The following is a 23,719-nucleotide window of genomic DNA, read 5'->3' on the forward strand; positions in this document are numbered from 1 at the left end:
TTGTTCTGTCAGGCTTGAGCCATTTTCACGGCATCTTCCACATCTACTGCCACTACACGCGATACGCCGGGTTCCTGCATCGTCACCCCCATCAACTGTGTAGCCATTTCCATCGCAATTTTATTGTGACTGATATAAATAAATTGCACCGTTTCTGACATTTCCCGGACTAAATTGCAAAAGCGCCCAACGTTAGCGTCGTCCAGGGGGGCATCAACCTCATCCAACATACAAAAAGGTGCTGGATTTAATCGGAAAATTGAGAACACCAATGATAAAGCTGTTAACGCTTTTTCTCCACCGGATAATAAATGAATAGTACTGTTTTTTTTACCAGGTGGCCGGGCCATTATACTCACACCTGTTTCCAATAAATCTTCATCTGTTAACTCAAGGTAAGCACTGCCTCCTCCAAACACTTTTGGAAACAAGTTTTGCAGACCAGAGTTGACTTGATCAAAAGTTTCTTTAAATTTTTGCCGCGTTTCGCGATCAATTTTGCGAATGGCGGTTTCAAGGGTATCCAAAGCTGCAATCAAATCATCATGTTGCAAATCGAGATATTTTTTCCGTTCATCCTGCTGCGCATATTCTTCAATCGCGGCCAGGTTAATCGGACCCAGCCGGTTCAGCGCTTCACTGGCTTTATCCAGCTGTTGTTGCCACACCGATTCCGTTGCATCACCCGGCAGCGTGGCCTGCAATTCACTGAAATTCACTTTTTGTTCGGACAACAGTTCCAGCATATTATTGGCCCGCACCCGATACCCTTCAGCCTCTAACCGTGCACTTTCAATTTGTTTTTGCTTGCTTTGTAGTTGCTGCTGCAAGCCATGCTGACCTTGTTCCAGCTCGCGCACTTGTTGCTCTAAGCTGCTTTGCAGGTTCTGTTGCTGCAATTTTTGTTCAGCAATTTCATCCCGTTGCAGCAGTAGAATTTGTAGCTGCTCTTGCCCTGCCCCATCAGGTTCATCCAGCAGTTCCAGTTGCGCTGTTAATAATTGCAAACGCTCCGCCAGCTGCTGATGTTGCTGTTTGGTCCGTTGCAAGTGCAAACGTGCTGCTTCAATTTGCCGCTCGATGCTTACCTGGCTCAGCGCAAATTGTTGTTGCTGCTGGCTCAGCTGTTGTTGCTGCTGCCGATATTGCTGCAGTTGCTGCTGTAATTGCAGCTGCAGTTGTTGCTGAGCGCTGTGTTTATCCTGTTGCTGCAATAACTGCTCGCCGACTTCCGCCAGTTGCAGCTGCCACAACTCTATATTCTGCTCTGCCTGCGCCAGCTGTTGCTGCACTTGCGCCAACTCTTCGGCTATCTGCGCTAACCGCGCGCTCACTTGCTGCTGTTGCTGCGCCAGTAATTGCGCATTGGTTTGCGCCTGATGGGTTTGCTGTTGTAGTTGTTGCAACGATGCTTGTAGCTGCTGCAGCTGTAATTGTTGCTGCTGACGGCTACTGGTCAGCGCTTCGATATTTTGCTGTAATGCTGATTTTTCTTGATCCAAATCAGCGAGTTCCAACCCAAGCTGTTGTTCCCGTTCGGTTAAAGCCTGTGGATTGTCCTGCTCATGTGTGCCCGCGACTAATCGCCAGTTCAGACCATACCAATGGCCGTTTTTGCAGATCACTGACGTGGCTTCGCCTGCTGCTGTCACTCGAAGTTCAGCCAGCAGTTGCAGCGCGCTGGCATCATCTTCAGCGCAGTGAATGTGAGCGAAATACTCTGGTACCACACCACTGCTGATTTTCGCGGCCAGGCTTGTTGGAGGTATCGCTTTCGGAAAATCTTTTAAAAACAGATAATTGCCTGACGCTTCCGGGTGATGATCTTGTAATACCGCACTGAAATTCAGTTTCGCTAACGCCACCGCCACAGCCACCGACCAACCTGCCGCAATGGTTAAATCAGGCAATAACGGCTTTTGGGCCATTAATTGCTTTATTTGCTGTTGCAAGCTTTGTTGTTGCTTTTGCAGATGTTGGCGCGATAACTCCAAACTTGATAACGCCAACTGCTGCGTTTGCAGCTGCTGTTGCGTGTGTTCAAAGTCGCCTGTTACTTGCGTTAAAGTCGCTTGCTGCAAACCAAGGTCATGCTGTAATTGTTGCTGTAACTCTGAAGCTGCTTGTAATTTTTGCTGATAATCGGTCGCCGCCAATTCCTGCTGTTGCAGTGTTAACTGCTGTTCGCGCAGAGTCAGTTGCTGACTCTGCTGCTGTTGATTCTGGCTCTGCAGCTGCAGTTGTCGCTGTTGTTGCTGTAAATCAAACAGCTGCTGTTGCAGACGCTGCTGCAGCGCTTGCTGATCAACCAAACGCTGCTCAGACTGAAATACTAATTCGCTTAGCTCTTCTGCTTGTTGCGCACAGATTTCGGCATCGGGCTGCTGCTCCAGCATTTGTTGCTGTAGTTCTTCCAGTTGCGCCTGCTCTTGCGCCATTTGATCCAGCCCATGCTGTAGGCTCAGAGTTAAATTGCGTTCATCATCTAATAAAGATTGTTTACGCTGCCGCTGATGTAACAGCTGTTGCTCCAGCGCGCTGATGTCGGCGCCCAGCTGATAAAACTTTTGCTGACTGACGGCCACTGCTTCACGTGCGGCTTCCAGCTGCTGTTTAAATTCGGTCAGTACCCGGAAGTCACCACTGCCCTGCGCCTGAAAACGCTCAAAATCGACTTCCAGCGCCGCCAGCATCTGCTCGGCTTGTTGCAGATGTTCCTGATAAAACAGCCACCTTAAACACGTAAGCTCGGCTTTGTAGCGCCGCTCGCTGGCTTTGAGTTCTTTGTAACGCTCCGCCACGGCCGCCTGGCGCTTTAATTTATCGAGGTTTTTACCCAGTTCTTCCCGCACATCGGCCAGTCGGTCAAGATTGTCGCGGGTATGTTTGATGCGGGTTTCGGTTTCGCGGCGGCGTTCTTTATATTTGGAAATACCGGCCGCTTCTTCCAGGAACACCCGAAGGTCCTGTGGCCTGGATTCAATCAGTCTGGAAATCATGCCTTGTTCAATAATGGCATAACTGCGCGGGCCTAATCCAGTGCCTAAAAAGATGTCGGTGATATCACGACGGCGACATTTGGTGCCGTTCAAGAAATAATGCGATTGGGCATCGCGGGTCACCAGGCGTTTTAACGAAATTTCACTGCGATCGGCCAGGCTGCCCTGCAATTTGCCCTGAGTGTTTTCAAACAACAGTTCAACGGATGCCTGCGACACCGGCTTGCGCTGGGTTGAACCGTTAAAAATGACATCGGTCATGGCATCGCCACGCAGGTTTTTAGCCGAGCTTTCGCCCAGCACCCAGCGCACTGCATCAATCACATTAGATTTGCCACAACCATTAGGCCCAACCACACAGGTCATTGCCGCTGGAAATGGCACCTGGGTCGGGTCGACAAATGATTTAAAACCGGCGAGTTTGATTTGTTTTAGACGCATGCCCTGGCTAAATATCCCCTTCATCATTGAAGATTCGGGGTTGTTGACTTCGCTCGTTCGCTGCAGTCACATAGACAGCTATGCTCCTGCAGTCTCATTTACTCGTCGCCTACCCGAATCGTCAATGATTTTGGGTATAGACGCTGTTATCCCTTACAGAATGTAACAAAATGACTTTGGGGTGTCACGGTAAAACTATTGCCGATCAGGGCTTTGCCTTCTAAGCTAGGCCAAATCAGCGTACAAACGCGCTTGTTCTGTATTCTGTTTCAGCAGTCGGAGGCCATATGAAATATTTTTTCCAGGGGTTGTCGTTATTAAGCACCAAAGGCCTACGCCGTTACGTGCTGGTGCCATTGTCGATTAATCTGGTGTTATTTGCGCTGGCATTTTTCTACTTGCTACAACAAGTCGGCGGCTGGGTTGAAGTTTTAATTGGGTTTGTGCCGGAGTGGTTGTCGTTTTTATCCTATGTTTTGTGGCCGATGCTGGTGCTGAGCAGTGTGCTGACGCTGGCATTTACCTTTACCATGGTGGCGAACTTTATCGCCGCGCCATTTAATGCTTTGCTCAGTGAAAAAGTCGAACTGCATTTAAGTGGCCAGGCGTTGCCGGAGCAGGGTTTTAGCGGTTTTGTCAAAGATGTGCCCCGCATGCTGGGCCGTGAATGGACCAAATTTGTCTATTGTTTCCCGCGAGCGCTGGTGTTTTTACTGGCGTTTTTCTTTATTCCGCTGATTGGCCAGTTGATGTGGTTTTTGTTCACCAGCTGGATGATGGCTATTCAATATTGCGATTATGCATATGACAATCACAAAGTACCTTTTGATAAAATGCGCCAACAACTGCGCTCCGATGTCAGCGGCAGTTACGGTTTTGGCATGACAGTGGCCATCGCCAGTATGGTGCCGTTTCTGAATTTACTGGTCATGCCGATTGCTGTCTGCGGTGGCACTGCGATGTGGGTCGATAAATATCGCGGCAGTTATTATCCACGTTAAGCTGTTGTTTCATCGACATTTATTGTTTCACCCTGCGGCGTACTGTCTTGTTTGGCGCGCCGTTTTGCCGATGAGTCCGGAGTTATATTGACCATAAAAATTTTATTGTTAGAAGATGAATCCGCCATCGCCGATCCGTTGCTTTACAGCCTGCAAGCGGAAGGTTTTCAGGTGCAGTGGGTACAATTGGTGCAACAAGCGCTGGTGGATTTTTCGCAGCATGATTTATTAATCCTGGATGTCGGGCTGCCAGACGGCAATGGCTTTGAACTTTGTAAGCAAATTCGTCGCAGCAGCGAAGTACCGGTGATTTTTTTAACCGCCCGTAGCAGCGAAATTGACCGGGTGGTCGGGCTGGAAATTGGCGCCGATGATTATGTGGTGAAACCTTTTAGCCCACGCGAACTGGTGGCGCGGGTTAAAACGATCCTCAAACGGAGTCAGCGCCAGCAGGCCGTTATTTCAGCAGTAGCCAATACCGCGCCACACAATCAGGAAAACCGGGGCGACTTCACGCTATTGGCCGCGCAAGTGCAAATCCAATTACTGCAGCAACCTTTGGCACTCACCGCGCTGGAGTATCGTTTATTGTGTTATCTGCTGCAGCATCCGTCGCAAGTACTGAGCCGCGAGCAATTGCTGCAGGGTTGTGGCGTTGCCGTCGAAGCCGGTTATGATCGCAATATTGATACCCATATCAAAAGCTTGCGGGCAAAAATGCGTCAGTTATCACCAAAGTCGTATTTGCTGACTCAACGTGGTTTTGGCTATAGCTTTGAGCCCGCCGGGATCCACAATGACTAAACCGCGACAGCCGTTGTGGCGTTGGTTTCAACTACCTTTTGCACTGCGGGTGTTTGCTTTGTATTTTGTATTCGTCGGTATGTCGGGCTATTTTATGCTCGATTTGGTAGTGAAAGAAATTAAACCGGGCGTGCGGCAAAGTAGCGAAGAAGTGTTGTTTGATACCGCGCAATTATTAGCACAGTTAGTCGCGCCGCACATGGCTGAACATTACACTCAAAATTCCGGCCAAAATTTCGATCCAACCCCCGGGCAAAACCAACCGCAAGCGCTGCCCCACCAACTGCAAAAAGTGCTGGCTAGTTATGGTAAACACCGCACGCAAGCGCTAATTTGGGGTGTCGAAAAAGCCTCTATCCCCCATCGGATTTATATCACGGATGTCGCCGGCATCGTTATATACGACTCGGCCAATCAAGATCTGGGCAAAGACTATTCACGCTGGAACGATGTGTATTTGACGCTGAAAGGCCAATATGGCGCCCGCTCCAGCAGAACCGATCCCAACGATGAAAACAGCACTGTGATGCATGTTGCGGCGGCGGTTAGACATCAGGATCAGATCATCGGCGTGCTCACCATCGCCAAACCCAATCACAGCATGCAGCCTTTTATTGACCGGACTCAGGCTTATCTGACCCAACGTGGTTTGCTGCTGATGTTGCTGGGGTTAGCAGTTGGCGCTTTGCTGGCCTGGCGCTTACAACAAGGTCTGAACCGGTTGGAAACTTACGCCAATCAACTGAGTGCCGGTGAGCGGGTTGGCCCGCCGAAATTCCGGATGTTTTTCGAATTTGCGAACCTGGCCCGGGCGCTGGACAAAATGCGCCAGACTTTGGCCGGTCGTGCTTATGCCGAACGCTATGTGCAAACTCTGACGCACGAGCTGAAAAGTCCGCTGACCGCCATTCAGGCCGCCAGCGAATTATTACAACAACCCTTGCCAGATGCAGACAGACAACGGTTTGCCCGCAATATTCAGCAGCAAAGTGAACGGCTGCATCAGCTAATCGAACAGTTGTTGCAACTGTCGGAGCTGGAGCAACGTCAGCATTTACTTGAAACAAAGCCTTTGGATTTAGCAGTGCTTTGTCAGCAGGCCATACAGCAACGCCAAGGCCGGATTGATCAGCAACAATGGCAGCTACAACTTGATTTACCAGCTTTGACCCTTGAAGGCGACGCCCTGTTATTGCAACAGAGCATCGGCCATCTGCTGGATAACGCGCTGGATTTCGCCGATCTTGGCGCTCAGGTGCGGTTGAGTCTGCAATTGATGGCGCAACAGGCGGTACTGACGTTATTTAATCAGGGCCCGGCTATTCCTGAATATGCCCTGCCGCGACTGACCGAACGATTTTATTCACTGCCCCGCCCCGGGAAACAGCAAAAAAGTACCGGCCTTGGTCTGAATTTTGTCGCCGAAGTCGTAAAGCTACATCAGGGTGAATTGCAGATTGAAAACGTTACAAGGGATCCGATCTCAGGCGTTTTCGTCACGGTGCGATTACCGCTGCAACTGCAATAACCAAAACTCCACACAGTCTCCATCTAAGCTCCATTAGCTCTCCATCTGCTTGCGTCAGACTTGCCGCAACATCACAAGGAGATCACTATGTTTAACCTACTTAAGCTCAAACCCATCACTATCGCTTTGTTATTACTATTGTTATCAATCCCACTGGCCATGATTAATGAATTGGTCGGCGAACGCCATCGGATGAGTCTGCAAGTGCATCAGGATATCGCCAACAGTTCGAGTCGGGCGCAGCAAGTCATCGGACCTTTTCTGGTGCTGGAAACCGAACAATATCAGCAGGATCTCAACAATGGTCAGCCGATCCTCAAAACAGTCAACCGCCAATATCTGATCCTGCCAAAAACGCTGAAGGCCGACAGCCAACTGCAAAGTGAAATACGTAACCGTGGCATTTATCAAACCCGGCTTTATCACACGCAAAACACCATGGCGCTGCAGTTTGTGCTGGAACAGAATTTGGGCTTTGAGGTCGCTCCTGAAGTAGCGCCAATGGCAGCTCCGGGCGCGGTGAAACTGAAATCGGCGCATTTGGTATTGGCACTCAGTGATGTGCGTGGATTGATCGGGATGCCGCAGTTCAGGCTCAATCAGCAAACATTACAAATCTTGCCTGGAACAGGTATTTCAGCGCTTTCTGGTGTCCATGCCAAACTAGACCTAGCCACCTTGTTAGCAGAACCACAACAACTGCAACTTGAAGTCACGCTTGGCCTGACCGGCACTGATCAGCTTAGTTTGCTGCCAACGGCTGACCACAGCAGTTGGAATTTAACCGCTGATTGGCCACATCCTGGTTTCTTCGGTCGTTTTTTGCCGCAACAACGCAACATCACTGCCGAAGGTTTTAACGCCAACTGGCAAAGCACTTTGTTTGCCAATAACGTCCAACCACAATTGCAAAAATGTGTGCAAAGTGATGACTGTGACTCGCTGGCCGAGCATAGTTTTCAGGTCAGTCTGGTGGAGCCTGTTGATCATTACCTGCAGGCCAACCGTGCGGTGAAATACGCGCTGATGGTACTGGTTATTTCGTTTGCGGTGTTTTATCTGTTTGAACTTTTAGGCAAGCTGCAAATTCACCCGATGCAATACCTGTTTATTGGTCTGGCGTTAGCGATGTTTTACTTGCTGTTATTGTCGTTATCAGAAGTGGTTGGATTCGCCATGGCTTATGGGATCGCCACTTTTTGTTGTGTCAGTTTAATCGGTGGTTATACCGCATCAGTGCTGAAAAGTATCTCAAAAGCGTTGGCTTGTAGCGTTGGCTTAAGCTGCTTATACGCCTTGTTGCTGATGATTTTACGGGCGGAAGATTTAGCACTGCTGGCAGGTAGCTTACTGATGTTTCTGGTTCTTGCTGCAATAATGCTGAGCACCAGACACCTGAACTGGTATCAGTTGCAACAAGACAATAAAACCGAATAAGTTACATCTGGGGTCAGAGTCAATTGTTAACAGACTTCTGTTAACAATTGACTCTGACCCCGGCATTAACATTATTTGCGATGAGCGGTTTTTAGCAGCATTTCGCGGCGATATAGCCTTTTTTCGGCGGGAGTTACTGCAGTTGGTACAGCCTCGACAACCGCTGTTTGTTTCACCACCACCGGCCGTGACACAATCAGGTTATTCGGATAGACCACCAATTCGCCTTCGCTGGTCCTCAATACAGTACTGAACAAATTCACTTCAACAATCACGCCTTCGACATGATTGCTGCCATCAATGACCCGCACCGACACGCCCTGGGCAAAACTACGTTGGCCAAGCAGGATAAAAAACGCCGTGATATTACTCAGCAAACTCCAGGCGGCGAATAACGCCACCCCGACCACTGCGATCATTGACGAGGCTAGAACTAGCAAGCCTTTGATGTCGACGCCCCAGATAATACTGAGCACCACCACCAATAACAGGAACAGCAGAATATGAAACACCACCATAGCGCGGCGGTTCATTTCTTCTTTGAGCATAGTCGCAGCAATAGTGCGGTAAATAAATGGTGCGATACGGCGGCTAAGCAGCGCATAAAACGCCATCACAATCAGGCTGATCACCAGCTGCGCAATGGTCGGACTGAAATGTTCGGCCACAGCTTTGAGCTGAGTGACCCAGTTCAGATCATTGAGTTCTTGTAACATCGGTATAGTCCAGAATTAGCCCAGAATTAGTCCAGGTCGTTTAATGGCCAGCTGACAATATGATCTTCAAAATCATGTAAATGCACAGCGGCTTCAGAAATCGTTTTATTACGCACCGACATTTGCTTTTTGTGCATCAGACTTTTTTTACCGCCGTTTAATAGCGGGTGCCAGGACGGTAAACCCCGCCCTTCCTGCAACCGGCGATAACTGCAGCTGGTTGGCATAAAGAAGATATCTTTCAGATTTTCTTTGGTCAGTTTGACGCAATCCGGTACCAGCACAGTGCGGTTATCGTAACAGGTACATTCGCATTTATTGCTGTTCAGGTACTGACAGGCAATATTGGTAAAATACACTGTTTCTTCCGGCAGAATATAGTCGGTCGGACCTTCCAGATTTTCATCTTCTTCATCGATAAATTTATTCAGACAGCACTTGGCGCAGCCATCACAGACCGATTCCCATTCTTCGGTGGTCATTTCTTGCAGGCTTTTGGTTTCCCAAAAATTTACGGATTCGGTCATGCTGGGTCCTGTCACTTAATTTGCGGTCATTTTGGAATTGACTGCAGGTTCGATTCGTTTAAATAGTCTGATGCACAGTGGTAAAAACATCCAACCACGGGCTTAAGGTTAATTGTAACTGGTCTTGATGTTGTAGCGGGCCAACACCAGCTGGCGTACCGGTCAGCACGATATCGCCAGGCAGTAGCGTAAACCACTGGCTCATTTCCACCAACATTTGCGAAATGCTGCGGATCATCAACCGGGCATCACCTTGCTGGCGTACCTCATTATTCACATGCAAACTGAACTGCAGCTGTTGCGGCTCTTCCACCAAAGCAGCCGGTATAAACCCTGCGGTTGGGCAAGCGCCATCAAAACCTTTGGCGATTTCCCAGGGACGACCGAGTTTCTTCAGCTCTGCCTGTACATCACGCAGCGTTAAATCCAGCGCCAGTGAATAACCCCAAATGGCCGCTTGCACTTCTGCTTGCGTTGCTTTGGATAATGGTTGCTGAATCAGCACGGCAATTTCGGTTTCGTTATGCACAGCGCCATGTTCGCCTGGGATCACAAAGGCTGGCGCCAGCGGCCGCAGTGCAGTCGCAGGCTTGATAAAAAACAATGCTTGCGGCGCAGTTTTGCTATTCATTTCCTGAATATGGTCCAGATAGTTCTGACCAATACAGACCACTTTACCAACCGGCAGCGCAATAACCTGCCCTTGCCAATCGCGGTGTTGATAGCCGGTGGTTGCCGCGACAGCTGCAGGCAGCGTTGTTTGATCAGGAGTTGTTTGATCAGGTGTAGCTTGATCCGTTGCGGAGCTCATGTTCATTTCCCGTTAGCCTTCACTAATTAAATCAGCCAGATAACCAACACTGCTGACAAAATAATAAGAGCGGTTCCAGTGCATCAGCGTTTGATAATTGTGATAGGCCAGATAAGCCCGGCCGTCTTTATTGTCCGGCATCACTAGCGCAGCGTTGACCGCACGCTTGGGTAAAGCACCGCCATCGGCATTGCGCACCCCAAGTTTCTGCCAGGCGGCCAATGAGCGTTCAGATTTTTGCCACCATTGTAGCCACTGCGCCCGGTCTTTACTGCCGGTTGGGATCACCAGACTGTAGTCAAAATTCTTGGGGAGTTGCACCTGCCGACCCCAGGTGAGTCCCGGTTGCCAGCCTTCGATTTTCAGATAATTGGCAATTGAAGCAAAAGCATCGGATCTATTGGTCCAGATATCTTTGTGGCCGTCACCATCACCGTCCTGCGCGTATTTCATAAAAGAACTTGGCATAAATTGGGTATGACCCATAGCGCCAGCCCAGGATCCTTTCATCTGGGCTAGTTCGATATGACCTTGTGCCAGAATATCCAACGCCAGGAAAAACTCAGTTTTGAAAAAATCTTCGCGCCGGCCATCATAGGCCATGGTCGCTAATGCCGAGGGTACCGAGAAATTACCGGTAATGCGTCCAAACGCACTTTCCAGACCCCATAACGACACGATAAACCGCGCCGGCACGCCGTATTTTTTCTCAACTCTGGCAAGCTCAGTCCGATGCTGCTGATACATCTTCCGCGCCATGTCGATGCGTTGTTTGTTCACCCGTTTTGGCAAGTAAGTGTCTAGCGTTTCGACAAATTCTGGCTGACCTTTGTCGGCCACCACGGCGCGCGGGTGAAAACTTAAACTGGCAAAGACTTGCTCAAGCAGCGGCTTTGGATAACCACGTTGCTCTGCTTCTTGTTGTAGCTTTGCGGCGTACAACTTAAAACCCGCTTCGTCTTTGACTTCGGCAGTGCTGGTCGCTGGAGAGGTTTTAGCGGACGCTGCAGCTTTGCCCGGAATCGGCTTTGTTTGAGTGGCAGCAGAACCGGCGGCCGAAACAGCAGTTTTTGCAGGGGAAACAGGGCTATCGGCGGCATTGCTGCTACAGGCCGCCAACGTCAATGCCATTGAACTTACTAAAAGAATACGAAACAAAACCAAATCCTTATTGTTGCGCTATCAGTTTGTCGCTGCGCTTATTTGCTATTGTGCGCGGCGCTAAATTAATTATTGTGATCGCCCAGCCATTCTTTATGCTCAGCCAACCAGTCTTCCGGCTGCGGTGGCATTTGCAGATAAAATCCTTGTGCGGTAAGTGCCTGGACAACTTTTTCGATATCAGCACCGGCTAATTTATCGCGTTTGGCTAAATCTAATAGACTGACAAGCTTTGGTTTCCCAAAAGTTTCTAATAAAGCCTTAGGCACAGCGCTGAAATCATCACGTTTGAGAACATACAGATAAGTCTGATCTTTGCGGGGGCTTTTATAAATCACAGTTAACATGGGACAAAATCTACTCTGGGTAACTTGCCTAACACAGGCGTTGACTATACCATGAAGCGCTTATCTTGCGAACCGTCGCTTCGGACACGCAACGGCTGAATTTCAGCTTTGTGCCACCGGCAGGCCCTGATAAGAACCCTAACCTTTTCATTCATTTTGCACTCACGGTTGCTATGTCGGATCACTCATTTGAGTTAAAAGGAAGTTTATTTCCTTTATCAGTTTTATATTGTCAGGATTTTAGTGTGGCAGCGCTGCAAGCGCAGTTACAGCAAAAGTTGGCGCAGGCACCTGGTTTTTTCCATCAGGCACCCGTGGTAATCAACGTTGAAAATGCGAAACAAGCCCCTGATTTCATTGCTATCAAGCAACTTTTCACTGAGTTGCAGCTGGTATTGGTCGGCGTTTGCGGCGCCAATAGCGAACTGAAAAAAGCCGCGCAGCAGGCTGGATTGGCCGCGCTGCAACTGAGCAAAAACAACGGTAAAACCACTGAAGCCCCGGCCAAAGCAGCGGCAGCTCCGGCACCGGTTGCACCACCGCCACCTGTAGCTCCGGTAGTTCAGGCCGCGGTCGAAAACAAATTCATTGAACAAAATATCCGCTCTGGCCAACAAATTTATGTCAAAGGTGCTGATTTAATTATCAAAGGCACAGTCGGCGCCGGTGCTGAAGTCATCGCTGATGGCAACATCCATATCTACGGTTCTTTGCGCGGAAAGGCAATTGCCGGCGCGGGCGGAGACAGCAGTAAAAAGATCTATTGTTACAATATGCAAGCCGAGTTAATCTCGATTGCAGGTAACTATTGGTTAAGCGAGAGCCTGCAAGGCGAGTTTTGGGGCAAATCAGCCTGTATCAGCTTGCAGGACGGTCAATTAGTATTAGCAGAATTATTCTAAGGATTGTGTGCTATGGCAAAAATCATAGTTGTGACTTCAGGCAAAGGTGGTGTTGGTAAAACCACCTCCAGTGCTGCCATCGGCACTGGCCTGGCATTAAAAGGCCACAAAACTGTTATCGTCGATTTTGATATCGGCCTGCGGAATCTTGACCTAATCATGGGTTGTGAGCGCCGTGTCGTCTATGACTTTGTCAATGTGATCAACAATGAAGCAAATTTAAAACAAGCACTGATCCGCGACAAACGCCTGGACAATTTATATATTCTGCCAGCGTCGCAAACCCGCGACAAAGACGCTTTATACAAAGAAGGCGTGGAGCGGGTACTCAACGAATTGTCGGATGAATTTGATTTTATTATCTGCGATTCACCAGCCGGTATTGAATCTGGCGCGATGATGGCGCTGTATTTTGCTGACGAAGCGATTGTCGTGACCAACCCAGAAGTATCGTCAGTGCGCGACTCTGACCGTATTTTAGGGATGTTGTCGAGCAAATCACGCCGTGCTGAGCAAGGTTTACCGGGCATCAAAGAACATTTGTTGTTAACCCGCTACAATCCAGAACGTGTGGTCAAAGGCGAAATGCTCAGCGTCGAAGACGTCAATGACATTCTGGCGATCAAATTACTGGGCGTGATCCCGGAATCACAAGCGGTGCTGAATGCATCGAACTCGGGTCAACCAGTTATTCTGGATACCGAAAGTGATGCTGGTCAGGCTTACCTTGATACTGTTGCCCGTTTAATCGGCGAAGATGTACCTTTCCGCTTCCTCAATGTGGAGAAAAAAGGTTTATTCAAACGGATTTTCGGAGGCTAACTTATGTCGTTACTCGATTATTTCCGTTCGACCAAAAAGAATACTGCGTCAACGGCAAAAGAGCGGTTGCAGATCATCGTCGCTCACGAACGGCGTCGTCGTTCCAGCCCGGATTATTTGCCGCAACTGGAGCGCGATATTCTGGAAGTGATCCGCAAATATGTGGATATCGCTGATGATCAGGTGTCCGTTTCACTGGAGAAAAGCTCGGATGAGCTGTCCGTGCTGGAACTGAACGTGACTTTCCCGGACGAAAAACGCTAACCGCAAGCCAGCTGCTGTATCATTGTCAGTGAAGGCTAAAGTCGTTTATTTGAAAAACCCACCGTCATGGTGGGTTTTGTGTTTTTAACGCTGTTCAAAAGCTGAAGTACAGCACCAATGCTTTTAGATCAAAGCAGCAACATGCGCTGGTTTTGGCAGATATGGTAATAAAATATCCCGCCGCCAGCCACGCAGATATTCCGGTGTTGGCAATTGAGCGCGTTCGGTGTCCGATACCCGCCAGCACCAGTTCAAATACTCGTTCAATTGCCGTTTGACACTCAAAAACCCGGCCGGTATACCGCTGGCATTGGCAGCCTGCTCTACGGCGTCGGTCAACTCCTGTTGCACCTGTTTAAAACCGGCAAAGTCGCTTTGGTGGTAGAAGGTTTGTGGACATTGCTCGGCGCTCAGTAACTTGGTTTCGGCGATGATTTCCAGCAACACCGCACCATGGCGCCGCAGTTCCCGCGGATGTAAATCCTGAATTTGCGCCAGCCCTTCCAACGTCACCGGCCGTCTTTTGGCCAGTTCATACATCACTGCATCTTTCAGTACCAAGCCAAGTGCAGTGTCTTTTTGCGTAGCATATCCAGCGCGCCAGCTGGTTAAAGCACGTAATACCGCCAGTTCCCTTGGTGGGCACTGCCAGCTATTTTTCATTTCCAGATATTTAAAACTAACCGGTAATTGATGCTGACGACGGTTGATCATTTGCCCGCCTTCGGCCAGTAATAGCGGCAGAAATTTCGGATCCGGCAATTTTGCCAGCAACAAATCTTTTAGCTGAAATAAATACAGCACATCAAAAGCGGCATATTCAAGCTGGGTTTGCGCCAATGGCCGCGCCAGCCAATCGGTGCGACTTTCGGTTTTATCCACTTGTTTACCCAGCAGTTGTTCAACCATTTTGGCGTAACCGAGACTGGAACCCATACCGGCGAGTTCAGCGGCCAGCTGCGTATCCAACAGTGGCTGGATTTGTACCAAACCCACTGACGCAAAAGCTTCTAAATCTTCGTTGCAGGAGTGCAATAATTTCACGACTGAAGGTGCGGCCAGTAATTCAGCCAGAGGTTGCCAGTCCGTGATGGTCAATGGATCCACCAATACCAAATCTGCACCGGCGTACAACTGGATCAAGCCAAGCTTTGGCAGCAGCGTATTGATGCGGACAAATTCGGTATCGACCGCCAGAAAGGGGGCACAAAGCGACGACTGACAAAACTCTGCCAGCTGCAAATTGTCAGTGATCATACGGTAGGACATCGGTGACTCCATTATTTACGGCATTGCTGATGATTAGAACTATGGCCGGTCAAACTGTTGTGGCAGTGCCAACCACATCGGTCACTGACTCAATAAAAAACCGGCAAAGCGCCGGTTTTTTTGCTGACCAATTCAGGGCGGGTTATTGCCCTTTTAATTCACGGCGCAATATTTTGCCGACATTGGTTTTTGGCAATTCTGTGCGGAATTCTACCAGCTTCGGTACTTTATAGCCCGTCAAATGCTCTTTGCAATGTGCGATCAATTCGTGATCGGTTAAAGACTGATCTTTTTTCACCACAAAAATTTTCACCGCTTCACCGGTTGCTTCGTTCGGAATACCAACAGCTGCTACTTCCAGCACTTTTTCGTTCATCGCCACCACTTCTTCAATTTCATTCGGGTAGACGTTAAAGCCTGATACCAGAATCATATCTTTTTTGCGATCAACGATATAGAAAAAACCTTCTTCATCCATGCGAGCGATATCACCGGTATATAACCAGCCATCTTTTAACACTTTTTCGGTTTCTTCCACCCGGTTTAAATAACCCAGCATCACTTGCGGCCCCTGCACCAGCATTTCGCCTGCTTCGCCTGGAGCTACATCCACACCGTTATCGTCGATAAGACGGATATCGGTTGATGGTGCCGGCAAGCCAATGCTGCCGTTAAAACCTTTTAAATCAAACGGACTTACCGTCACCAGTGGTGCACATTCTGTCAGACCATAACCCTCAACCAAGCGGCTATTGGTGACTTTCTGCCAACGCTCTGCCACCGGCTTTTGCACCGCCATGCCACCGCCTAAGGACAACTTCAGCAGGCTGAAATCCAGATCGGCAAAACCAGGGCAATTTAATAAGCCGTTAAACAGCGTGTTGACGCCAGTGATCGCGGTAAATGGATATTTCGCCAGCTCTTTCACAAAGTTAGGCATATCACGTGGGTTGGTAATTAAAAGGTTGGTACCGCCATACTTCATAAACGTAAGGCAGTTCGCCGTCAGCGCGAAAATATGATAAAGCGGTAAGGCCGTGACCACAAACTCTTTGCCTGGCGTTAAAATAGGCCCAATGCAACCAGCGGCCTGCTCTAAATTTGCCACCATATTACGGTGCGTCAGCATCGCGCCTTTGGAGACGCCAGTGGTGCCACCGGTGTATTGCAAAAAGGCTAAATCGGCGCCGGTCACCACAGGTTTTTGGTACGTCATGCCTGCGCCTTGTGCCACGGCATCTTTATAAGAAATGGCAGTTGGTAAATTGTAGGCAGGGATCATCTTTTTGACGTGTTTCACCACCAGGTTGACGATGGTGCCTTTCAACAGCCCCAACATGTCACCCATTTTGGTCAGAATGATATGCTTCACCGGCACTGCCGACAGCACGTCGGTTAGGGTATGGGCAAAATTCTCAACAATAACAATGGCTTTAGCTTGTGAATCAATCAACTGATGTTGTAATTCACGCGGTGTATACAGTGGATTGACGTTGACCACGGTACAGCCAGCGCGCAAAGCGCCTAACAGTACCACCGGATATTGCAGCAGATTTGGCATCATAATCGCCACTGCATCGCCCTTTTTCAACCCCAGACCTTGTTGCAGATAAGCGGCAAATTGGCTGCTTAAAATACCAAGTTCACCATAGGTAATAGATTTGCCCATATTGATGTAGGCAATGCGGTCGCTGTAGGTGTTAATTGATTGTTCGAAGATGTCCAGCAATGAACTGTAGTGATCGGCATCGATCTCTGCCGGCACGCCGGTCGGGTAACGCTTTAACCAGACTTTATCCACCTTCTTCTCCTCGTCGTCAGTTTTATTTTTAATTATAGGTATGTTTTTTATAGGTACGTTCGCGCCGATATGCAATCTGCTACTCAAAGATTTCACATGATTGTGCAGTATTTTTTGCTTTTTCACGCACTCTGAGTTTTTACTCTAATCCTCAATCATCCCACAATTGCCTCAAATGCACAATTAGGGTGAAGCATTCAGTTTTACTGTCCGGAATGGCCAGGATAATTGTCGGAATATGACGAATTCAGGCTCAGGGCTTGCGAACAAAGCTATCGATCAGACCCTATCATTTAGCCGGAAAAGAAGCCAGAACACTGCTGATTTTTGCTGCAACTTCAATGCTATGGGTCATATGCAAATGATGACCGGCATCTAATTCATACAGTTGCAACTGTTGATAATACGGTTGCCAGCGTTGCAGTCCTTGCTGCATCAGCTCGATGCCCTGCTTTGCCATAATAGCCAGAACTGGTGCTGTGACGGATTTAATCAGCTGGCTTGCCTGCGCATCGGACAAACGATAGGCCGACACTTCGCGTAGGCGTAAATCTGCCGACCAGGTCAGTGTGTCACCATCTTGTAATGTACCGCGCTCAGCCAGCAATAATGCGCTGGCCAGGTCAAAATCACTTTGTGCCTGCCGGGCTTCAGCTGCGGATGCTAGATCCGGGTATTGCGGTTTGCGTTTATCCAACCTTTTTTGACGCGATAACAATGCTTTTCTAAGCTGCGACACGGTGTCCTGTTCAGCGCCGGTCACCAGACCAACACTGTCGAGCAAAATGAGTCGGCTGACTAATTCCGGGAAGCTGGCGGCGACCGCTGTTGCGATCATGCCACCCATTGAATGGCCTATCAGCACCACTGGCTGGTCAGAAGATAGCTTCAGCAAAAGGAGAAGCTGCATCACATCATCAACCCAATCCAGAAAATGGTAATGGGCATCAGGGCTGCGATGATCAGACTGGCCATGACCGGGCAGATCAATGGCAATAAGTTGCAAATGCGGAAGCTGTTGCGATAAGGGGATGAAACTATTGGCGTTGTCGAGCCAGCCGTGCAGACATAAACACAGTGGCCCGTCAGCCGGACCACTACGCCAGCCGCGCAGGGTTAACTGGCGAAGCTGGTAGCTGACCGGTAGCTGCAATGGCACAGACACGAGCGTCAAGGCACCAAAGGTTTAGTAAACTTTAACGTCATCCGGTCACTTTCACCAATCGCCAGATAACGGGCTTTGTCCAATGCACCCATCGCCAGCGTTGGTGGCAATGCATAGACACCTTTTGGATAATCTTTGCTGTCCTTGGGATTAGCATTAATTTCTGAACGGTCCGCCAGAATAAAACCTGCTTGCTGCGCGACCGCAATCACATAATATTCGTCGAGATAACCTTCACCGGCGCGGCTGGAGATTTCTGACAAGCGACTGGAACGATGTTCCACCAACCCCAGCGTACCACCGGGTTTGAGCATGTCGAACAAGGCTCGGTAGACGTCCAGCAAATAACCTTCTTCATTCCAGATGTGCGAATTACGAAAACTCAGCACCAGATCAAACTGGTTGACCTGCTGCAATTGCATAAGTCCTGGCGGATCAAACTCTTCCACCTGCACAGCGCCAAAATGATCTGCGTGTTTTTTGATATCCTGCTTCAGTTTAGCGGCCAACCGAGCCCAGAAAATTTTTCGCTCATCTTCCAGACTACCGTCATTCTGACGGAAATTGGCGATGGTCAACTTGCCTTTATCTTTCAGATAAGGCGCCAGAATCTCGGTGTACCAACCCCGTGCCGGCCATACTTCCAGCACCGACATTTCTGGTTTAATCCCGAAAAAACTTAAGGTTTCGACCGGATGGCGATATTGATCCCGTTGTTTATTTTCCGCACTGCGAAATGCAGAATCAACTACTTGTGTTAATTCGGAGGCTGTTACGGCCATAGATGCGCAAGCGCAGCAAACCACTAGCCCCCAAACTTTAACGCTGTTGTGTACCTTGTGTAGCTTGTTCAACATGAAGCGGGCCTTGTGCTGGTTTTTCACCTATTGGAGTTGTTGTTCTGATCCGGATTGCTGGGCCATAGCCCCAATACGGATAAGGTGTACGCCACAGCGGCCATGGGTCAACAATGTCGACTCTGGTATCCGGCTGCTTCGGCCACAAATGAACTACGGCCTGTTGGATCACGGGATAAAGATACTGAAACTTATCCACCATGCCCGCTTCTGGTTGCGCTAACTGACCCAGTACGGTCACGGATTTACCTTGCTGATACACCATCGGATCAACAAAGCCATTGATATAAGCCACAAAACGGCCTTCGGTCTGATCGCTTATTTTTGGCCGGCCAGACTCGTTCCCAGGGAAGTAGACCACTTCCAGTCGGCTATTACTGGCATTATTTTCAACTTTGGCGATGACACCACTCCAACGTGCAGTTCCTTGTTGAACTTTACCCTGAGTGGCGGATTGATAACTGACAAGTGGGGTCCCTTCTGCGACTTTAACAGCATCCGGGTAAGTGGCGCAGCCGCTAATCAATAGCACGCTGACCAGAGCGTAAGGTAACCATCTCATACAACTTTTTTCCTGAATAACTGAAGAAGGCTGCTATTGGAGTCTGCAAATGCAAAATTAGTTCCGTTGTATCTACAACAAGCTCAGCTGTATCGACAACAAGCTTCGCCTAATTTGCACCGAGCTCCGTCTGCGTTCCACAATAAGCGACACTGCTGCGCTTCGCAAGCTCGCAACTGTGCATTTTGCTGAAATCATCAAACCGTCATTTGTCGCGCTTATACTGGTGTTGATCGAACTCCCTGTACATTTTAAATTATGGCCTTAGAATCGTACCTTCAACCGTTTCATACATCGCCTGTTCTGCACATTTCAAACCGATGTTTTTGCTCTGGACACCCTAACCTTATGAACAAAATTTTCATTTCCACCCTGTTAGCTGCCATGCTGCCGCAATTGGCTGAAGCTGCGCCAAAAAACATTATTTATATGATTGGCGATGGCATGGGCCCGGCGTATTTATCGGCTTATCGGTATTATCAGGACAATCCTGCAACAAAAGCCGTTGAATCAACAGTTTATGATGAGTTATGGGTTGGCGTGGCCAGCACTTATCCGGATGACGAAACCATAGTCACCGACTCTGCTGCAGGTGCCACTGCGCTGGCGACCCGAGTCAAGAGCTACAATGGCGCCATTTCGGTCAATCATCAGCATCAACCGCTGACCACGATGCTGGAAATCGCCAAAGCCAAAGGCATGCACACCGGCATTGTTGCCACCTCGCAAATTAACCACGCGACCCCAGCCAGCTTTATAGCGCACAACGAACATCGCAAAAACTACAACGAGATTGCCAACGATTTTGTCGACAATAAAGTCGCAGGTAAGTTTGTGGCAGATGTGATGTTTGGTGGTGGTACCAAGTATTTTATCCGCAACGACCGCAATCTGGTGACCGAATTTAAACAAGCTGGATTTAGTTATGCCGACAACTGGCAGGACTTAACCAAACTGTCCAAACTGCCGGCGCTGGCGTTATTGGCGCCGGTTGGCTTGCCTAGTTCATTGGATAATCCGGTGGCGAACCCGCTGCAAACCATGACCGAAAAAGCTTTACAACTGCTGACGCCGTCTGAAAAAGGCTTTGTATTGATGGTTGAAGGCAGTCAGATTGACTGGTGTGGGCATGCCAATGACATCGCTTGCGCCATGGCTGAAATGGATGATTTTGCCAAAGCGATTCGCGTCGCGAAAGCTTATGTTGATAGTCATCCGGATACGATTTTAGTGATCACAGCTGACCATGAAACCGGCGGTTTGTCGCTTGGCGCTGAAGGCGTATATGCCTGGAATACCAACGTGATTAAAGGCGTCAAACATACGGCACCCGAAATCAGCCGCTTATTGCTTGGCAGCCCAGCTAACGAAATTCCGAAGTTATGGACAACTTTGACCAGTATCAAGCTCACTGCAGCAGAATTTGCAGAGCTCACGCTGGCGCTGCAACAGGCCAAAAAAGTGCTTGGAGCCAAACTACCGGCCGATCTGGAAGACTTACCGAAAACTCAGGAACAAGCACTGGATGCGCTGAGTGCTGCAGTTAAAAAGCAGATCAACCATTATTCCAAAACCGGCTGGACCAGCGAAGCTCACACGGCGATTGACGTGCCGGTACTGGCCTGGGGCAAACAACGGGGTGATTTTGCGGGCTTTCAGGATAATACTGATATTGCTGCCAAGTTAATTGGTTATCTGGACGCTAGATAGTTAGCACTGGAGAAACATCATAAAACGGCAGTGCGCGAGCAGCGACTGCCGTTTTTTCTTGTGCAAAACTGCTGTATCCCGACCATCGAAACTAACCCAACGTAGCTTTGCTTAGCTTAGGGTAACGCCAGTAATAACTGGCGCAGTTCTGGTGCTGTAGTTTTCTCAGATAACCAAATATCAAAAAACGCGGGGCCGAGGGCTGCGTCCTTGGTTTTCCCCAATAGTTGTTGGTTAAAATAAAAACTGATTAAACCATCAGCATGCAGTTCTGCACTCAACATGTCGCCTTTTTTCACATCACGCCATAAGGTCGTTAGCTCGCCGGCCCAGAGTTTATGCTGCTTCTGTACACCGTCTGCCTGAATACGCCACTGGTCTACCGTCGCTTCCACAAACTCAGTTTTGCTGATATCACGCAGGTAACGCAATTCAAGTAACAAGGGTACACTTTGCTGATAATCGATAAATTTGCCGCTGGGTGTGGCGAGCCTGGCCTGATAAAGATCCCAGAGCCAGTAGCTGTATTTACCTTCACCCACCGTCTGATATTGGTCAAAGCTTGCGATTGCCGGCACAATTTGCGGCTGTTGTATGGCCCAAAGAACACCAGAATTAAGACTGCAAGCACCCACCAACAGCAGCGCTGCGGCTCGTGAGCGCAGTTGAACGGCTCGATGGTTATCGCGCAGAATAGATTTTAGACGCATGTTCTTCACTCCATAAAAACTGGCAATACACAATCAATCCCAACAATAGACCCCAGCAAGGTGCCAACGTCAGCAAAAATGTAGTGGTGTCAGCAAAAATCAGCTGGCCACCCAGCGCGGCGCCGCCCCAATAGGCTAAAGGACCGGTCACCGCCCCCACCAAAGCAGCCAACCACCAATGACGCAGCCACACTGCCAGCACCTGCACCAACACCAGGGCAAAACAGCCCCACAACAGCAACAGCCATATGGGTAGATAAACAGTATCGACAAAGCTGAATACCGCGTTTTTCAACAACAGCGTGTCCATGCCGATACCGGCAATGCTGATGCCGACGACCGCCAGCCGGGCTTTAACGGCAAGCTGCCAAACACTCCACAGTAAGTACAACAGCACAGGCCAGATGGCGATCTGCGGGATCAGGATCAAACCGAACCAGCACAACTTAAAACCGGCAAACTGCAGCAGCTTAGTCAATTTTCAAACCGCCTTTGGCTGCGTTTTTCTGGTCGCTTTTCATCCCGGCCGCGACTTTTTGCCGCAAATGATAAGGGAGTAAATTGAGTAAACTCAGACTGAAAGCCAGCCGTTTCGGAAAGCGATATCGTAATTTTCCAGCATCAATCGCAGTCATCACCCGTGCAGCAGCTTGCTCCACCGGCAACATAAATGGCATGGCAAAGTCATTTTTTCGGGTTAATGGCGTATCGACAAATCCGGGTTCAATCAGGCTGACCTGAATGCCTTTGTCAGCAATATCAAGCCTTAAACTATCGGTGAAATAACTCAGTGCCGCTTTGCTGGCACCGTAAGCCTGAGCTTTGGTAAAAGGGAATAACCAGGCCAAACTGCTTACAACTGCCAATTGCGGCCTTTGTGAAGTGACTAATAACGGCAACCAATATTTCACCGCAGCGACCACTGAGAAAAAATTGACGGCAAAAGTACGATCAAAAGCCGCAAGTTCAAAATCCGGGGCGTCCACATATTCACAAGTTCCGGCATTGAGGATCACTAAATCCAGCCGTGGTAACAGCTGCGAAATATGCGGCACGCTGGCAGCTACTGCGGCGCTGTCGCTCAGATCTAATTGCAAACACTGGATCCAAGGTGATTGTTGGCTCAGTTGCTGTAATCGTTCACCACTACGGGCGATGGCCAAGACCTGCCAGCCAGCAGCAGCGTACTGCAACGCCAACGCCCGGCCAAGACCTGAGCTGGCGCCGGTAATCAAACAACATTTTTGCATGAGAAATAGTTCCAAACCAAGCTTAAGAGTGCTTACGTCAGAACTTGCCGGATGGATTTAAAATGGCGGGATTTATTATGTAGAAAAAGAAACTGGCAAAAAATGGTCGAATGACTTAAGCGAATAAATCAACGCTGAAGTATTGCTGTATTTGTTCACGTTTTTCCTGACTGGCAAAACTTTGATAAGCGTCGAGCGCTTTTTGATATTGCGGTGCGGGCTGGTCATAACCGGTCGAAGCGGTGCTATTGCGTGATTCATCCAACAGCGACATGGCTGCTGCTGAACTTTTAATGCCACTACCCTGTGGAATTTCCGGCAGCGAAGGTTTTTCAGTAGCGCTGGTATTTGGCCGGATCGCACGCGCCTGCCGACCGGAAAAAACTTCGGCGACATTTTGACTACGGGCTAGATCCTGGCTAACAGCAACCGACATAAACGCACATTCTCCGGCAAATTCTGACGCGAATTCCAAACTGAAAATAAACGCAACTCTTTGGCATTATAACGGCAAAAGTGGTCTTGCCAAGCCTACAGTTGCAAATTCAGTAAATTGGCCTAAACCCTTGTCAGATAAGGCTTACAGTGCCGTTAAAAGCGGCAATTAGTTGCCGCCATTGCCCTTTTTTGGTGCG

The 23,719-nt window shown here is 49.0% G+C and carries 23 protein-coding genes; 8 read left to right on the forward strand and 15 right to left on the reverse strand.

The genetic code is table 11. The annotated features are described in order from the left end of the window. Positions 1-8: 8 nt before the first annotated feature. The gene (gene smc / locus A5320_RS10430; RefSeq protein WP_068064097.1) at positions 9-3,440 is read right to left on the reverse strand and encodes a chromosome segregation protein SMC; all 3,432 of its coding nucleotides are present in this window, start codon (positions 3,438-3,440) and stop codon (positions 9-11) included. Between the two features lie 287 nt (positions 3,441-3,727). On the opposite strand from smc, the gene cysZ reads away from it, so the two are divergent. The 4 genes from cysZ (at position 3,728) to creD (ending at position 8,210) form a co-directional block, all read left to right on the forward strand. Next, positions 3,728-4,441: a sulfate transporter CysZ gene (cysZ, locus tag A5320_RS10435; RefSeq protein ID WP_068064099.1), complete on the forward strand. Its 714-nt coding sequence runs from the start codon at positions 3,728-3,730 to the stop codon at positions 4,439-4,441. 87 nt (positions 4,442-4,528) lie between these two features. Then, positions 4,529-5,245 (forward strand): two-component system response regulator CreB, encoded by a 717-nt coding sequence (gene creB / locus A5320_RS10440; protein WP_197490062.1) that lies wholly within the window; start codon positions 4,529-4,531, stop codon positions 5,243-5,245. After that, positions 5,238-6,773: a two-component system sensor histidine kinase CreC gene (gene creC / locus A5320_RS10445; RefSeq protein WP_068064100.1), complete on the forward strand. Its 1,536-nt coding sequence runs from the start codon at positions 5,238-5,240 to the stop codon at positions 6,771-6,773. Before creB ends, creC begins: the two co-directional genes overlap by 8 nt. An 87-nt stretch (positions 6,774-6,860) precedes the next feature. Continuing rightward, complete coding sequence (gene creD, locus A5320_RS10450) at positions 6,861-8,210, forward strand: cell envelope integrity protein CreD (RefSeq protein ID WP_068064101.1); 1,350 nt, start codon at positions 6,861-6,863, stop codon at positions 8,208-8,210. Positions 8,211-8,281: 71 nt separating this feature from the next. On the opposite strand, the gene A5320_RS10455 is transcribed toward creD, so the two are convergent. The 5 genes from A5320_RS10455 to A5320_RS10475 all read right to left on the reverse strand — a co-directional run bounded on the left by A5320_RS10455 (position 8,282) and on the right by A5320_RS10475 (position 11,772). Then, positions 8,282-8,926, reverse strand: a complete 645-nt coding sequence (locus tag A5320_RS10455; protein ID WP_082971667.1) for a mechanosensitive ion channel domain-containing protein — start codon at positions 8,924-8,926, stop codon at positions 8,282-8,284. Positions 8,927-8,952: 26 nt separating this feature from the next. Further along, a complete protein-coding gene (locus tag A5320_RS10460; RefSeq protein ID WP_068064102.1) occupies positions 8,953-9,453 on the reverse strand; it encodes a YcgN family cysteine cluster protein in 501 nt (166 codons plus the stop codon). A 58-nt stretch (positions 9,454-9,511) separates the two neighbouring features. Then, positions 9,512-10,264 carry a fumarylacetoacetate hydrolase family protein gene (locus A5320_RS10465; protein ID WP_082971668.1) on the reverse strand — a complete coding sequence of 251 codons (753 nt, stop codon included), beginning with the start codon at positions 10,262-10,264 and terminating at the stop codon, positions 9,512-9,514. A gap of 12 nt (positions 10,265-10,276) precedes the next feature. Beyond that, entirely contained in the window at positions 10,277-11,422 is a 1,146-nt protein-coding gene (locus A5320_RS10470; RefSeq protein ID WP_231916708.1) for a lytic murein transglycosylase, read from the reverse strand. A gap of 68 nt (positions 11,423-11,490) precedes the next feature. Beyond that, on the reverse strand, positions 11,491-11,772 hold the full coding sequence (locus tag A5320_RS10475; RefSeq protein ID WP_068064104.1) for a YcgL domain-containing protein: 282 nt from the start codon (positions 11,770-11,772) through the stop codon (positions 11,491-11,493). Positions 11,773-11,945: 173 nt separating this feature from the next. On the opposite strand from A5320_RS10475, the gene minC reads away from it, so the two are divergent. Genes minC through minE form a run of 3 tightly spaced genes read left to right on the forward strand, consistent with a single transcriptional unit; the run spans position 11,946 to position 13,760 of the window. Then, positions 11,946-12,674, forward strand: a complete 729-nt coding sequence (gene minC, locus A5320_RS10480) for a septum site-determining protein MinC (RefSeq protein WP_068064906.1) — start codon at positions 11,946-11,948, stop codon at positions 12,672-12,674. A 12-nt stretch (positions 12,675-12,686) separates the two neighbouring features. After that, a complete protein-coding gene (gene minD / locus A5320_RS10485) occupies positions 12,687-13,496 on the forward strand; it encodes a septum site-determining protein MinD (RefSeq protein ID WP_068064105.1) in 810 nt (269 codons plus the stop codon). A gap of 3 nt (positions 13,497-13,499) precedes the next feature. Next, positions 13,500-13,760, forward strand: a complete 261-nt coding sequence (minE, locus tag A5320_RS10490; RefSeq protein ID WP_068064106.1) for a cell division topological specificity factor MinE — start codon at positions 13,500-13,502, stop codon at positions 13,758-13,760. Between the two features lie 123 nt (positions 13,761-13,883). Here minE and rnd read toward each other — a convergent pair whose 3' ends face one another. The 5 genes from rnd to A5320_RS10515 form a co-directional block, all read right to left on the reverse strand. Beyond that, positions 13,884-15,029, reverse strand: a complete 1,146-nt coding sequence (rnd, locus tag A5320_RS10495) for a ribonuclease D (RefSeq protein WP_068064108.1) — start codon at positions 15,027-15,029, stop codon at positions 13,884-13,886. Positions 15,030-15,171: 142 nt separating this feature from the next. Further along, the gene (fadD, locus tag A5320_RS10500) at positions 15,172-16,830 is read right to left on the reverse strand and encodes a long-chain-fatty-acid--CoA ligase FadD (RefSeq protein ID WP_068064109.1); all 1,659 of its coding nucleotides are present in this window, start codon (positions 16,828-16,830) and stop codon (positions 15,172-15,174) included. Between the two features lie 289 nt (positions 16,831-17,119). Beyond that, positions 17,120-17,995 (reverse strand): alpha/beta fold hydrolase, encoded by an 876-nt coding sequence (locus A5320_RS10505; RefSeq protein ID WP_197490063.1) that lies wholly within the window; start codon positions 17,993-17,995, stop codon positions 17,120-17,122. A gap of 5 nt (positions 17,996-18,000) precedes the next feature. Further along, complete coding sequence (locus A5320_RS10510; protein ID WP_231916709.1) at positions 18,001-18,777, reverse strand: class I SAM-dependent methyltransferase; 777 nt, start codon at positions 18,775-18,777, stop codon at positions 18,001-18,003. 37 nt (positions 18,778-18,814) lie between these two features. After that, positions 18,815-19,414 carry a Slp family lipoprotein gene (locus tag A5320_RS10515; RefSeq protein WP_068064115.1) on the reverse strand — a complete coding sequence of 200 codons (600 nt, stop codon included), beginning with the start codon at positions 19,412-19,414 and terminating at the stop codon, positions 18,815-18,817. Positions 19,415-19,762: 348 nt separating this feature from the next. Here A5320_RS10515 and A5320_RS10520 point away from each other — a divergent pair, with 348 nt between their 5' ends. Next, the gene (locus A5320_RS10520; protein ID WP_068064117.1) at positions 19,763-21,124 is read left to right on the forward strand and encodes an alkaline phosphatase; all 1,362 of its coding nucleotides are present in this window, start codon (positions 19,763-19,765) and stop codon (positions 21,122-21,124) included. 116 nt (positions 21,125-21,240) lie between these two features. On the opposite strand, the gene A5320_RS10525 is transcribed toward A5320_RS10520, so the two are convergent. The 4 genes from A5320_RS10525 to A5320_RS10540 form a co-directional block, all read right to left on the reverse strand. Continuing rightward, complete coding sequence (locus tag A5320_RS10525; protein WP_082971670.1) at positions 21,241-21,834, reverse strand: chalcone isomerase family protein; 594 nt, start codon at positions 21,832-21,834, stop codon at positions 21,241-21,243. Beyond that, on the reverse strand, positions 21,806-22,312 hold the full coding sequence (locus A5320_RS10530) for a DUF2878 domain-containing protein (protein ID WP_068064118.1): 507 nt from the start codon (positions 22,310-22,312) through the stop codon (positions 21,806-21,808). Before A5320_RS10530 ends, A5320_RS10525 begins: the two co-directional genes overlap by 29 nt. After that, positions 22,305-23,084: an SDR family NAD(P)-dependent oxidoreductase gene (locus A5320_RS10535; protein WP_068064120.1), complete on the reverse strand. Its 780-nt coding sequence runs from the start codon at positions 23,082-23,084 to the stop codon at positions 22,305-22,307. Before A5320_RS10535 ends, A5320_RS10530 begins: the two co-directional genes overlap by 8 nt. Positions 23,085-23,199: 115 nt before the next feature. Further along, positions 23,200-23,520, reverse strand: coding sequence for a hypothetical protein (locus A5320_RS10540; protein WP_068064122.1), 321 nt, complete (start codon positions 23,518-23,520; stop codon positions 23,200-23,202). Positions 23,521-23,719: the final 199 nt, after the last annotated feature.

The sequence above is a fragment of the Rheinheimera sp. SA_1 genome (assembly GCF_001669775.1).
Taxonomy (GTDB): Bacteria; Pseudomonadota; Gammaproteobacteria; order Enterobacterales; family Alteromonadaceae; genus Pararheinheimera.